At 53.3% G+C, this 12,419-nt stretch carries 13 protein-coding genes; 6 read left to right on the top strand and 7 right to left on the bottom strand.

The features are described 5' to 3' along the window. Nucleotide 1 precedes the first annotated feature (1 nt). The 3 genes from AC6I1F_RS01615 to AC6I1F_RS01605 are packed head-to-tail and all read left to right on the top strand — an operon-like array spanning nucleotide 2 to nucleotide 1,887. Complete coding sequence (locus AC6I1F_RS01615; protein ID WP_202074596.1) at nucleotides 2-706, top strand: amino acid ABC transporter permease; 705 nt, start codon at nucleotides 2-4, stop codon at nucleotides 704-706. Then, a complete protein-coding gene (locus AC6I1F_RS01610) occupies nucleotides 703-1,455 on the top strand; it encodes an amino acid ABC transporter ATP-binding protein (RefSeq protein ID WP_160335664.1) in 753 nt (250 codons plus the stop codon). Before AC6I1F_RS01615 ends, AC6I1F_RS01610 begins: the two co-directional genes overlap by 4 nt. A 57-nt stretch (nucleotides 1,456-1,512) precedes the next feature. Next, complete coding sequence (locus AC6I1F_RS01605) at nucleotides 1,513-1,887, top strand: DMT family protein (protein WP_251452647.1); 375 nt, start codon at nucleotides 1,513-1,515, stop codon at nucleotides 1,885-1,887. Nucleotides 1,888-1,951: 64 nt separating this feature from the next. On the opposite strand, the gene panC is transcribed toward AC6I1F_RS01605, so the two are convergent. Genes panC through AC6I1F_RS01575 form a run of 6 tightly spaced genes read right to left on the bottom strand, consistent with a single transcriptional unit; the run spans nucleotide 1,952 to nucleotide 7,198 of the window. Then, nucleotides 1,952-2,800 carry a pantoate--beta-alanine ligase gene (gene panC, locus AC6I1F_RS01600; RefSeq protein ID WP_290432592.1) on the bottom strand — a complete coding sequence of 283 codons (849 nt, stop codon included), beginning with the start codon at nucleotides 2,798-2,800 and terminating at the stop codon, nucleotides 1,952-1,954. Nucleotides 2,801-2,812: 12 nt separating this feature from the next. Then, nucleotides 2,813-3,625, bottom strand: a complete 813-nt coding sequence (gene panB, locus AC6I1F_RS01595) for a 3-methyl-2-oxobutanoate hydroxymethyltransferase (protein WP_289187423.1) — start codon at nucleotides 3,623-3,625, stop codon at nucleotides 2,813-2,815. Next, nucleotides 3,594-4,145: a 2-amino-4-hydroxy-6-hydroxymethyldihydropteridine diphosphokinase gene (gene folK, locus AC6I1F_RS01590; RefSeq protein WP_290432591.1), complete on the bottom strand. Its 552-nt coding sequence runs from the start codon at nucleotides 4,143-4,145 to the stop codon at nucleotides 3,594-3,596. The genes panB and folK overlap by 32 nt, the downstream gene beginning before the upstream one ends. Next, nucleotides 4,142-5,776, bottom strand: a complete 1,635-nt coding sequence (gene pcnB / locus AC6I1F_RS01585; RefSeq protein ID WP_290432590.1) for a polynucleotide adenylyltransferase PcnB — start codon at nucleotides 5,774-5,776, stop codon at nucleotides 4,142-4,144. The genes folK and pcnB overlap by 4 nt, the downstream gene beginning before the upstream one ends. Nucleotides 5,777-5,797: 21 nt before the next feature. After that, on the bottom strand, nucleotides 5,798-6,493 hold the full coding sequence (locus AC6I1F_RS01580; protein ID WP_251452807.1) for an HAD family hydrolase: 696 nt from the start codon (nucleotides 6,491-6,493) through the stop codon (nucleotides 5,798-5,800). Beyond that, nucleotides 6,494-7,198: an HdaA/DnaA family protein gene (locus AC6I1F_RS01575; protein WP_251452806.1), complete on the bottom strand. Its 705-nt coding sequence runs from the start codon at nucleotides 7,196-7,198 to the stop codon at nucleotides 6,494-6,496. Between the two features lie 159 nt (nucleotides 7,199-7,357). On the opposite strand from AC6I1F_RS01575, the gene AC6I1F_RS01570 reads away from it, so the two are divergent. Then, nucleotides 7,358-7,807 (top strand): DsbC family protein, encoded by a 450-nt coding sequence (locus AC6I1F_RS01570; RefSeq protein WP_160335671.1) that lies wholly within the window; start codon nucleotides 7,358-7,360, stop codon nucleotides 7,805-7,807. A gap of 170 nt (nucleotides 7,808-7,977) precedes the next feature. Next, complete coding sequence (gene purM, locus AC6I1F_RS01565) at nucleotides 7,978-9,012, top strand: phosphoribosylformylglycinamidine cyclo-ligase (RefSeq protein WP_290432589.1); 1,035 nt, start codon at nucleotides 7,978-7,980, stop codon at nucleotides 9,010-9,012. A gap of 59 nt (nucleotides 9,013-9,071) precedes the next feature. On the opposite strand, the gene AC6I1F_RS01560 is transcribed toward purM, so the two are convergent. Beyond that, nucleotides 9,072-10,874, bottom strand: coding sequence for a M24 family metallopeptidase (locus AC6I1F_RS01560; protein WP_497801585.1), 1,803 nt, complete (start codon nucleotides 10,872-10,874; stop codon nucleotides 9,072-9,074). A gap of 228 nt (nucleotides 10,875-11,102) precedes the next feature. Between AC6I1F_RS01560 and AC6I1F_RS01555 the strand changes: the two genes are divergently transcribed. Next, a complete protein-coding gene (locus AC6I1F_RS01555; protein WP_160335674.1) occupies nucleotides 11,103-12,374 on the top strand; it encodes a M20/M25/M40 family metallo-hydrolase in 1,272 nt (423 codons plus the stop codon). Nucleotides 12,375-12,419: the final 45 nt, after the last annotated feature.

Here is a 12,419-nt window from a genome sequence, read left to right as displayed (position 1 = left end):
TATGGAAGGCGCCAAGATGACGATTCAGATCACGATCATCTGCGTGGTCTTGGGCGTTATCCTGGGTATGGCATTAGGTATGGCGCGTCTTGCGGACGCGCGTCACGCACCGTGGCGGCAGATTTTGAAATATTGCGTACGCTGGCCTGTGACGGTATACGTGAGTTTCTTCCGCGGAACTCCGCTCTTTGTGCAGATCCTGCTGATGCAGTTCGCGATCCTGCCCTTCTTTATCCATCCGACCGAGGGACTGCTGATCAGCGGCGACTTAGCCAGAGAAATCCGCTCAACATACGGCGCTATGCTCGCCGGTATCATCGCAATCACTCTGAACGCCGGCGCCTACCTCTCCGAAGTCTTCCGTGCCGGTATCCAGTCTCTGGACAAAGGCCAAATGGAAGCGGCCCGCTCTGTCGGCATGACCTACTGGCAGGCAATGTTCCACATTATCCTTCCGCAGGCTTTCCGCCGCATGCTTCCGCCTTTGGGCAACAACGCGATCGCCATCCTGAAAGACTCCTCGCTGGTGTCCGCAATCGGTCTTGCCGAACTTGCCTACGCTGCGCGAACAGTCGCCGGCGCATCGGCTCGTTACTGGGAGCCGTACATCACCATCTCTCTCATGTACTGGGTCATGACACTTGCCTTGGCTTATCTCGTTAAGAAGATGGAAGAACACTTGGGTAAAGGAGATGACAACCGATGAGCGAACAGAAGCCTATCATTCGTATCTGCGATCTGCATAAGTACTTCGGCGACAACCAGGTGCTTCGCGGAATCGATCTGGACATTATGCCCGGCGAAAAGGTCGTAATCCTCGGACCGTCCGGCTCCGGAAAATCGACCATGCTTCGCTGCATCAACGCGCTTGAAGAAGCAACGAGCGGACACATTTATGTCAACGACGTCGATATCACATCGCCGTCGACCGACATCAACAAGGTACGCGAACACCTCGGCATGGTATTCCAGAGATTTAATCTCTGGCCGCACAAAACGGTCCTCGAAAACGTCGCGCTGGCTCCGAAGCTCGTCTCTAAAGTCGACAAGGCTTCCGCTGAGAAAAAAGCGCTGGAAATGCTCAAGCGCGTGGGCTTGGCCGATAAAGCAAACGCTTATCCCGCAAGTCTTTCCGGCGGTCAGCAGCAGCGCGTCGCGATTGCCCGCGGCTTGGCGATGGAGCCCAGAGCGATGCTCTTTGATGAGCCGACCTCTGCGCTTGACCCGGAACTCGTCGGCGAAGTGCTGAAAGTCATGACCGATTTGGCCAAGTCCGGTATGACGATGGTCGTCGTCACGCACGAAATCAATTTCGCGCGCGAAGTGGCCGACCGAGTCATCTTTATGGACGGCGGCGTGATCGTCGAACAGGGCAACCCGGAAGATGTTCTGATGCACCCGAAAGAGGAACGTACCAAGACATTCCTGAAGCGCGTGCTTCCTAAAGCCGAATAATTAGGTCTAAGATTTGAAAAGGAGCTGCGGCTCCTTTTCTTTTGTGCCGAGCCAATCATGGACTTCTCTCATTTCTTTTCTTCTATTCCGGTCATCTATAGGACCGCAGCACTTTTGGTTCTCTCCAACCTCTTCATGAGTTTCGCATGGTATGCGCATCTCAAAAATCTCAGCAGCGCGCCGATTTGGATCGCGATCCTCTCAAGCTGGGGCGTGGCGCTCTTCGAATACTCGATTATGGTGCCCGCCAACCGACTCGGATTCACGGACCTCTCACTCGGTCAGCTCAAAATCCTGCAGGAAGTTGTCTCGCTGTCGGTCTTCATTCCTTTTGCCGTCTTTTACATGAAGGAGCCGCTGAAACTGGATTACCTTTGGGCCGGACTCTGCATACTCGGCGCAGCCTACTTCATGTTCCGCGATAAGCTTTAACGCAAAAAAAAGCCTCGATCCGTTTTGGAAAGAGGCTCTTTAATAATTTTATGAAACCGTTCGATTAGAACACTTCAATATTGTCAATGAGACGCGTCGTGCCGATCTTAGCGGCCGCAAGCACCACCAGCGGCTCTCTGGTAAGCAGATCGTCCTTAGTCGGCGCAAGTAAGTCCTTTCTGCGGACAACCGCGACATAATCCGGCTGCCAGCCGTTCTGTCTCAGCGTCTCCATCGCCTTTTCTTCAAGCGCGTCGGCGTCCGAGCTTCCTGCTTCAAGCGCTTCTTTCACGCCTTTAACCGTACGATAGAGCAGTGTCGCCTCTTCAAGCTCCTTGTCATTCAGATAACGGTTTCGTGAGGACAGCGCAAGACCGGTCTGCTGATTTCTCTGCAGCTCCACCGGGATAATTTCAATGGGCATTCCAAACTGCTCTACCATCTTCTGAATAATACGAAGCTGCTGATAGTCTTTCTTGCCAAAAGCGGCTTTGTTCGGACGAACGATCGAAAAAAGCTTCATCACGACGGTGGCGACCCCGGTAAAGAATCCCGGACGATAAAACCCTTCAAGAATGTCAGCGAGCTTCGGATCCGGCTGAACGGTAAAAACCTGAGGCTCGGGATACATGTCTTTTTCGCTCGGCGCAAAAACAATATTCACAACGCCCTGCGCTTCGAGTTTGGCACAGTCCTCTTCGAGCGTACGGGGATACTGATCAAAATCCTCGTTCGGTCCGAACTGCAGACGATTGACAAAGACGGATGCGACAACCGTGTCGCCGTGCGCTCCGGCGGTTTTCATCAGCTGCAGATGGCCGTCATGGAGATTTCCCATCGTCGGTACTAAAACAATGTTTTTCTTATCCGCAAGCTCAGCCTGAAGATCTTTAATGGTATGAACAACTTTCATGACGTCCGTTTCCTAAAAAGAGTGCTGATCAGTCGGGAACTGTCTGCTTTTCACCGCCTGAACATAGTTGGCTACAGCCTGCTGAATGGAAGAAGCGCCTTCCATAAAATTCTTAGAGAACTTCGGCTTGCGGCCGGGGAAGATGCCGAGAATATCCTGGAGCACGAGCACCTGACCCGACGTTCCGACACCGGCGCCGATTCCGATCGTCGGGATACGGAGCTCTTTGGTGATCTTCGAGGCGATCCCGGCGGGAACCATTTCAAAAAGCACCATGTCCGCGCCCGCTTCCTGAAGCGCCATCGCTTCCTGATAGAGCTTTTCTTCGCCGCTTGCGGTTTTGCCCTGCACATAATATCCGCCGATCGCGTTGACCGACTGAGGCGTAAAACCGATGTGCGCGCAAACTGGAATACCAATCTGCTTTAGGCGGCCAACGAGCGGACAAACTTCAAGGCCTCCCTCAAATTTCACCATATTGGCGCCCGCTTTCATCAGCTTGACCGCGTTGCGAACCGCTTCGTCTTCGTTCACAAGGTAAGAGCCGAAATTCATGTCGGCAAGCACGAAGGCGTTTTTGTTTCCGCAGGCGACGCAGGCGGTGTGATACGCCATGTCGTCAATTGAAACCGGAATCGTGGTGCCGTGACCCTGAACTGTCATGCCGAGAGAGTCTCCGATCAGCATGATATCCACGCCCGCTTCATCTTCGAGCGCAGCGAAAGTCGCGTCGTAGCATGTCAGCATGACGATCGGTTCGCCCTCCTGATGCATCTTTCTGAGCGTGCCGAGCTTAACCGGCTTTCGGGTTTTGTTTTCTTCCATGAGTACATTCTCCGTTGAGATTGAGCCACTGCTTAGGGCTCTTGTATTGTTGGATTCTCTGATCTTTCACATCCGCTAAATAATCCGCGGCTTTTGTTTTGGCAGTTATCTTACACTGCGGCGCCGCTTCATTTAGAGGCACAAGGACAAACGCGCGTTCTGTCATTCTCGGGTGCGGGAGTATGACAAAGGGATCATCACTGACTTCTTCACCATAGAGAAGAAGGTCGAGATCAACGGTACGCGGCGCGTTGTGAACACCCGCGGGTCTGACGCGGCCGAGTTCGTTTTCGATACGGAGGAGTTCTGTTAAAAGCGCCCTTGCGCCCATCTCTGTTTCGATTACAAGAACGGCGTTTAGATAATCCGGGCCGCTCGAATCGATCGGCTCAGTGCGGTAAAGAGAAGAGACCGTGCGGAAGCTGACTGAATCGAGCGCACAAATTCTTAAAACGGCTTCGGGGAGCGCTTTTTCAGGCTCCCCGATATTTCCGCCCATTCCAATCACGGCGATCGTCATTCTCGGGATCTTCCGCCTAAAAGTGCTGATCTCTGCGGCGCTCTGCGGCGTCTGACCGTTCTCGGCGCACTCGGCTCGTCAGAAAAAGCTTCGGACTTTTCGGCTTCTGAAAATTTCGCCTGAGGCTTTGCCTCGCTCTTCGGTTTTGCGGCCGGAGATTTTCGTTTTGCAGCCGGTTCCTGAATAGTCTCCACAGCGGGAAGCTGCGGCGGTTCAGCCGCTGCGGCCGGCTCTTGGGGCTCGACGCTTTCGCTCTGCAGAGCGGCATTCGCGGGCTGAGAACCCGTTTTCTTCTTTCTCTTCCTTCTCGTCTTCTTCGGTTTGTCCTCTGCTCCTTCCTCTTTTGCAGAAGTCTTCCGGACACGTGCTGCGCGCTCCATTTCCTGAATCATGATGTGGCGGTCATCCTCGGAAGCGCTCTCAAACGCGGTCCACCAATCCGCCAGCTCATGCGGCACCTCGCCGCTCGAAGCTCGGATCAGCAGAAAGTCGTACGCTGCGCGGAATCGCGGGTGATTCAAAAGACGGAACGGAAGGCGGCCGCCTCTGCGCTCGAACTTAGGCTGAAGCTTCCAGATTTCCTGCATATCATTGATAAAGCGTCCCTGGACACCGACCATCACAGGGCTGTGGCTGACTTCGGCGGCAGCCTTTTCCCAGCACTGCGTCATGCTCTTAGCGTTCGAGTTCTTCTCAACATAAGATTCCACATCACGCCATAGGAGTACGGCGTAAAGGAAACTCTGAGAAATGGATCTGCCCTGACGCACACGTGCGTCGCATCGGTCAAGCGCCTTGCGCACAAATACATTCTCCCGCTCTCTCATCAGAAGCTTAAAGATCGGAAGATGCACTTCAATCTTGTACTTCGCCATTAAATCCACACACTGCAGCGCAGCCCCGCTCATCAGCATCTTGAGCATCTCATCGTTCAGTCGGGCCGCCGGAACGTTGTCAAGATACTGCTGCATTTGTGTCATCGGATCCGCGGTTTTCGGATCAATGGTGAAGCCGAGTTTGGAGGCGATTCGAACGGCGCGAAGAATACGAACCGGATCCTCCTGATAGCGAATCTGCGGATCTCCGATCATGCGAATCCGCTTTTTGCGGATATCGAGCATACCGTTGTGGTAGTCCAGCACGTCGCCGCTTGTCGGATCGAAGTACAGCGCGTTTACGGTAAAGTCGCGTCGTGCCGCGTCTTCGTACTGCTCTCCGAAAACATTGTCGCTGATCACTCGTCCGTTCTTATCTTTTTGGACGCCTTCGGCGGTCAATCCGCGAAAAGTGGAAACCTCAATCGTTTCCGCTCCTTTGATGACATGAACCAGACGAAATCTGCGTCCGATGATGATGGCGCGTCGGGTTATCTTGCGCACCTGCTCGGGCGTCGCATCGGTGGCAACGTCAAAGTCTTTAGGCGTATGCCCGATCAGAAGATCGCGGACCGCGCCGCCGACAATGTAGGCTTTGTAGCCCGCCTCCTGCAGCCTTTTGCAGACAGAAACCGCAAACGGGCTGACCTGCCTGAGGTCGATCTTATTTTCTTTATGCGGAATGACCCGCGGCTTGCGCCTGATTTTTCGGGTCCCGAAAAGATTCTGTACTGTCTCAACTATTTGGTCGATCAATTTTTTTCCTCCGCGGGGCGCCTACTGCATTTCATCTTTGGAAAACAAATCCAAAATCTCCCAGCCTCTTGCTTCGGCCGTCTGCCGAAGCAAGTCGTCAGGGTTAGTCGCCACCGCTTTTCCTCCGTTGTCCGCAATGAACTCGAGCAGCGGAAGATCATTCTTCGAATCCGAATAGAACACGCATTGCTTAATGATGTCCGTCGGTTCACCTCGCTCGAGCAGATAGTCCCTCACGCCGGTGATCTTGCTTGCCGCAAAATTTTCTTTCGCGCACCGGCCTGTGAACTCGCCGTCTGGCCCTACCTCAGGCTCCGCACACAGCAAATGATCCATATTAAAAAGCTCCGCGATCGGCTCTACCGGATATCGGTACGAAGCGGTCACCATGACAACTTTAGCACCGCTTCTGCGATAGGCCTCCACGAGTTCAACCGCTTTAGGAAGAATATGCGGTTCAATCAAATCACGCATGTATTCGACTCTGAGCCGATCCAGCTCGCTGCGCGGAAAACTCGCCAGCAGCTGCATCTCAAAATCTTCAAACTTGTGAATATCAAGACAGCCGTTGTGGTAGTCCACGTCAAACTGAAGCCTTTCTTTTCTCAGTGCCTCGCGGCTATCCTCTGCGGCGTGATCCAGCAGAGTTTCTGCCCATCGAATAGAACTGTCGACGGGAATAAGCGTCCCGTCTAAATCAAAGAAAGCGTATTTCACTTATTTTTCCTTGGTGTCATCCTGCTGAGAAAGACATTCTTTGATCAGCGGAATCGTAATCGGCCGCTTGGCGGCCATCGCGTAACGATCTAAATTATTAAGAAGCGTGGTCATGCTGTGCATGTCGCGCGGAAGATTGTTCTCCATCCATGAGATCACTTCGTCACTCACGGTAAGGCCGCGATTAGCCGCCCGCTCCAAGATAATGCGCCGCTTGTCTTCTTGAGAAAGCGGGAACAGCTCAAATACCGGACCCCAGGAAAAACGACTTGTCAGATCTTGGCGCCAGCCCTCCGCTTCAAAATCCTTAGGACTGCGGTCGGAAGCCGCGACAAGGTGTGTACCGCTATGCGCGCGGATTTCGTTATACAGCTCAAAAAGCTGATGCCGCTCACTGTCATTCAGGTTCTGAACATCGTCAACGGTGTAAAGGGAGACGCCTTCCGTGAATTTCGGCACGCGCTCCGATTGAGTCGCCAGCGCCTTCAGTAGATGTGTCTTCCCGGCGCCCTGATCGCCCCAGATAAAAAGAAACTGCGGGCCTGTCCCTGAGGCCACTTCGCGCATCGCTTCGATGATCCCCCGGTTTGAAGAAACGCCGAAAAACTCCTCTCCGCCGTCGGCGGGAACGATAAAGTTATCAAGTGTCGGCTTGTTATCCTCAAAAAAAGCCAGAGGAAGCTGTGTTTTTCTTTCTAAATTCATACGTCTGCAAAATTCGTCTTCCTGAATTTTAACCATTCGCAAGGCGTTTCACTAAGGTTCGCACAATTTGTTATTTGCTCAATACGAGAGCCGGACGTCTTCCTTCCGACTGAGATCGTTTTATCGTGGTCGGCATGTGTTAGCAAAAAGGCGGTGAAAATGAATCATCAGTTTAATGAGATGGATTGGCCTGAAGAGACCGCGGTTAAAGTTGTGAAAGGGGCGGGCGACAAGAAACTTGCCGTCTTCATGGATCCTTTCTGCGTGTACTGCAAAAAACTCAGCAAGGAAACGCTTGCGAACATGAACAACATCACGATTTATGTCTATCTTTGGCCGATTCTCGGTGAAGAGTCCGAAGAGATGGCAAGCGCCATCTTATCGAGCTCCAACCGAGCCAAAGCTCTGGTGGACTGGATGAAGTTTGATCAGATGCCCAACGGACTCTCCTCGGAAGCATCCGACCAGATCCTTGATAAAAATCGCCGCTTGGCTGAAAGACTCGGACTGCACGGCACGCCCGCGATTTTCCTCTCCGACGGCAGAGGCCCGTTTACCGCAATGAGCCCAACCGCGCTCGCGGCCAAGCTTTCTACAGAAACCGCCTAAATCGGTTCTGTCCCAAAGCCATCCTCCCCAACGCTAGCGGCACTTGAATCCGCAAGCGCTGCGGAGGATTTTTTCAGTCTGTATTAAGGCTCCTCCGAAATTCGAGTTCCTAAGGGGCTTTATCCGCTAAAATTGCCGCATTACATCCTCACTTCTCAGTACTGCCAGCAATGACTAAACCTCTTTCCTATGCAGACTCCGGAGTCTCTATTGACGCCGGCGATGAATTAGTCGAACGTATCAAACCGCTTGCTAAAAAGACATTGATTCCGGGTGTGCTCGGTTCAATCGGCGGATTTGGTGCGCTCTTTGAAATCTCTAAAGAATATAAGAACCCGGTTCTCGTGACCGGTACAGACGGCGTCGGAACCAAGCTCAAGCTTGCCTTCCTGCTGAACCGTCATGACACTGTCGGCCAGGATTTAGTCGGCATGAGCGTGAACGACATTCTGGTTCAGGGCGCCCGCTCCCTCTTCTTCCTTGATTACTACGCATGCGGCCACTTAGATGTGGACGTCGCGGAAAAAGTGGTCGGCGGCGTCGCACGCGGCTGCGAACTCGCAGGCTGCGCCCTTATCGGCGGCGAAACCGCTGAAATGCCCGGCATGTATCCGCAGGGCGAATACGACCTCGCCGGATTTGCGGTCGGTATCGTCGAAAAGGATCAGATCATCGACGGAACGACGATTAAACCGGGCGACGTTGTGCTCGGTCTTGCCTCCAGCGGCCCGCACTCCAACGGCTTCTCTCTGATCCGCAAGGTTGTGGAAGTCTCCGGAAAATCCTGGGAAACACAGCTTTCGGACGGAAAAACTCTTGCCAACGCCGTTATGGAACCGACCCGTATCTACGTCAAACAGATTCTTGAAGCGATGAAGACTGTCACGATCAAGGGTATGGCGCACATCACCGGCGGCGGCCTTCTGGAAAATATCCCGCGCGTGCTGCCCGAAGGCACACAGTGCGTGATCAAAGCAGGCTCCTGGAAGAGACCCGAAGTCTTCAACTGGCTGCAGCAGGAAGGCCATATCGAAGATCACGAAATGTACCGAGTCTTCAATAACGGTATCGGCATGGCTGTGATCGTCGCTGCTGGAGACGCCGAAAAAGCTAAAGCCGCGCTGGAAAAAGCGGGTGAAACCGTTTACACCATCGGCTGTATCGAAGCGCTCCCCGAAGGCGAAGCGCCCTGCGTCGTCAGGTAATTCAGACGCATTGACCACTAAAAACCGGAGCCCATCGACTCCGGTTTTTTGTTTAGCGATTAAAACTCTGTCTTTTTCTCAAGCCACGAGAATTCTTCATCGTCCAGGTAAGGACGCAGTCGTTTTCTGCACTCGGCGTAATAATCCCGAATCCAGTTCACTTCGAATTCACTCAGTTTTTCCGCAAGAATCGCCTTGTGCTCAAACGGCAGGAAGGTCATCACTTCAAATCCGAGGAAAGTACCAAACTCCGTCTCTTCTTCTTCGCGCACCACGATCGAGTTCTCTATGCGGATGCCGTAACGGCCGACTCTGTAAATACCGGGCTCGTCAGAAAACAGCATGCCTTCCTCAAGCGGCGTATTTCGCGCGTAAGGGAACGCAGGCGCATATTCAACGCAGATTTTTCCGGGACCTTCATGGATATTGGATACATAGCCGATGCCGTGACCGGTGCCGTGGCGGAAATTCTTTCCCTTGTTCCACAGATCGGCTTTTGCGATCGCGTCCAAAAGGTCACCGGTGGTTCCGAGCGGGAACTTTTGAGAGGCCAATCGGATGTTGGCTTTCAGCACGTCTGTGTAATCCTCTTTCATTTCTTCAGTCAGCAGACCCAGTGCGACCGTTCTTGTTAAATCGGTCGTGCCGCACTTGTACTGAGCGCAGACATCAAAAAGAAGAAAACCTTCGGCGACCACTTTTTTACTATCCTCTTTACGCGGACGGTAATGAATCACCGCGGCGTTATCCGCGAAACCGACGATCGGAAGATTCGCGGGCTGCAGGTACAGTTCTGAGCGCGCGCGAAATTCATTCAGCTTTTGACCGACGTCGTATTCGGTAATCGTTTCTTTACCGACAGTCTTTTCAAGCCAGCGCATGAGCCGAATAACCGCTGCCGCTTCCAAATCATTCGCCTTATGGATGTTCTCGAGTTCACGCGCGCATTTTTTAGCTTTCAGCGCAGCGGTTAAATCCGGCCTTTCGACAATCTCCACCGTGTCCGGCAGCGCCTCAAAGAGCGCGACCGGTGTCTTATGCGGATCTAAAACAACTTTAGTACCGGCGGCGATATGCGAGAGAAACTTCTCCGTCTCGCGGTACGGAACGAGGAATATTCCGTCCGCATCCAGCCCTTCGGCCTGCTCGGCGGTGACTTTTCTCTGATCCGTCATGAGAAGCGCAATGTCCGGCCCGACCACCATATAGGCATGAAAGAACGGATAGAGCGGATTATCGTGTCCGCGAAGGTTGGTGAGCCAAACCACATCGTCGAGTCCGCAGACAAGCGTCACCGCGCCTTCTCCTGCCGCCTCTCTGAGTTCTTTTCTGAGCGCCGTCAGCTTTTCTCTTCGGGTTCTGACAGTGAATTCCTCTTCAAGCTGATAAAGCGAGTCCTGAGGAATCCTCGGACGATCGGTCCAAATATTGAGGAAGGATTCAAGGTTCAGTTCAAAACGAATATCTCTGCTTTTCATCGCGGATTGGATGTTGCGGAAATTCGCTGTCGACAGAACGCTCGCGTCAAGCGCGAGACAGCCGCCCTGCGGAATATGGTTTCTCAGCCAATCGAAACGATCCGGATCTTTCGGATCTGAAATGCTGTAAAGCGCAAATAGTGTCGCATCCACCTGACGTTTTGCCTGTTCCGTGTAGCGGCCGTCTGTCCAGAACGCCGCTTTATCAGCGGTCACAATCGCCCAGGCGACACTTCCGGTGAAACCGGTAAACCACTGAACGGTCTTCCAATGATCTGCCACGGATTCGCTTTGGTGCGGATCGGTACAGGTCAGATAAACGGCGTCGACTTTCTTCGAAACCATCCATTTTCTTAACGCACTGAGATGTTCTGCTGAATTCATAATCTGTCCGCAAAATAAATCTAAGAATACCGCTAAAAAACGAATCATCTCAGTGTCAGCTTCCAGAGCGGACAAACCCCGAAATCCGAAAATCTTTAGCTGGCGGCTGACACGTGGCAGCGGTTTTGTCAAACCTGGGTTATCTCTATATCGAAAGCGGCAGAAGTCTGAAAGAATGGATAGTTGCTACTTACTTGTTAGCACAAATAACCAGCAAAGGAGAATTTAATGACCGACCCGAAGCCCGTATGCACCGATAAAACAAAGGCCGTCATCGCCGCCTTGCGTGCCGATCCTGTTATCGCCAAAGCGATTCAGCAGTGTGAAGAGCAGCATCAGCAGCGTATCGACGATCAGGTCAAGCTGACAGAAATCCCCGCGCCTCCCTTCCACGAAGAAGTCCGCGCTGACGCCCTGGTAGAAATGTTCAAGCAGTACGGCGTAGAAAACGCGCATAAGGATACGATCGGCAATGTTATCGGCCGCGTCAAAGGTTCCGGAAACGGCCCTGTGCTTGTCATCGGCGCGCACATCGACACCGTGTTTAAAGAAGGCACCGACTGCACCGTCCGTAAAGAAGGAAACGTCTACTACGCGCCCGGCATCTCTGATGATGCGGGCGGTCTTGCCGGCATGCTTCAGGTCATGCGCTGCGTGACTCAGAACAACATCAAGCCGGTCGGCGACATCGTTTTTGTCGGAACGCTCGGCGAAGAAGGCAACGGCGATCTTCGCGGCTGCAAAGCGCTCTTTAAGGAAAAGAACGATTATGACGGCATGATCGCAATCGATTCGGCCAATGTCCACCGCATTCTTCGCGGCGCGGTCGGCTGCAAGCGCTTCCGCATCATCTTTGAAAGCATGGGCGGACACAGCCTGCATAAATTCGGCATCGTGGGTTCTGCCATTCACGGTCTCGCCCGCGCAATCACGATGGTTGACAACCTCGAAGCTCCGCAGGATCCGAAGTGCACGTTCAATTTCGGCGTCATCAAGGGCGGCACCAGCGTCAACGCGATCGCGGCCCGAGCCGAAGCCGAACTCGACATCCGCAGCTTCAACCAGCCCTCTCTCGAAGCGTTCGTCGAGAAAATCCTCGCCACCATCAAACAGGCCTGCGAAGATGAAAACAAACGCTGGAATCTTGAAGGTGAAAACGCAGTCCGTCTCATCATCGAGCAGATCGGCGACCGTCCTGCCGGTATGAACGCTGACGACGCGTCCGTCATTCAGGCCGCTTACGGCGCACTGCTTTCTCTGGACATTTCGCTCGACAAGTACACTCTTGCCGCGACCGACCAGAACGTTCCGCTCTACTACGGACTTCCCGCGACAACGCTCGGCGCAGGCGGCACAGAAGCCAACAACCATGCGTTAAGCGAAAGCTGGGACAGCACCGACGCCTTCCAGGGACCGCAGGTCGCCTTCCTTACCGCCATGACTCTTGTCGGCGTACAGGGCGTGACCGAACCGATCCTTGAAAAAGCCAAACACGAATAAAAATTTCCTCTTGGCCGGCGTTTTGTCGGCCTCAAAATGCAGCGC

It is taken from the genome of Parasutterella sp. St.1A3, from assembly GCF_059728705.1.
This window is presented reverse-complemented; position numbering and strand designations above follow the sequence as displayed.

Coding starts and splice junctions, on each gene's coding strand:
- panC (WP_290432592.1), bottom strand. CDS start 2,800: ATGAAAGTTGTTCATACCATTAAAGATCTTCAGGCTGAGCTTGCGGAT.
- AC6I1F_RS01570 (WP_160335671.1), top strand. CDS start 7,358: ATGAATCATCAGTTTAATGAGATGGATTGGCCTGAAGAGACCGCGGTT.
- AC6I1F_RS01560 (WP_497801585.1), bottom strand. CDS start 10,874: ATGAATTCAGCAGAACATCTCAGTGCGTTAAGAAAATGGATGGTTTCG.
- AC6I1F_RS01615 (WP_202074596.1), top strand. CDS start 2: ATGGAAGGCGCCAAGATGACGATTCAGATCACGATCATCTGCGTGGTC.
- AC6I1F_RS01555 (WP_160335674.1), top strand. CDS start 11,103: ATGACCGACCCGAAGCCCGTATGCACCGATAAAACAAAGGCCGTCATC.
- AC6I1F_RS01610 (WP_160335664.1), top strand. CDS start 703: ATGAGCGAACAGAAGCCTATCATTCGTATCTGCGATCTGCATAAGTAC.
- AC6I1F_RS01605 (WP_251452647.1), top strand. CDS start 1,513: ATGGACTTCTCTCATTTCTTTTCTTCTATTCCGGTCATCTATAGGACC.
- purM (WP_290432589.1), top strand. CDS start 7,978: ATGACTAAACCTCTTTCCTATGCAGACTCCGGAGTCTCTATTGACGCC.
- AC6I1F_RS01575 (WP_251452806.1), bottom strand. CDS start 7,198: ATGAATTTAGAAAGAAAAACACAGCTTCCTCTGGCTTTTTTTGAGGAT.
- folK (WP_290432591.1), bottom strand. CDS start 4,145: ATGACGATCGCCGTGATTGGAATGGGCGGAAATATCGGGGAGCCTGAA.
- panB (WP_289187423.1), bottom strand. CDS start 3,625: ATGGAAGAAAACAAAACCCGAAAGCCGGTTAAGCTCGGCACGCTCAGA.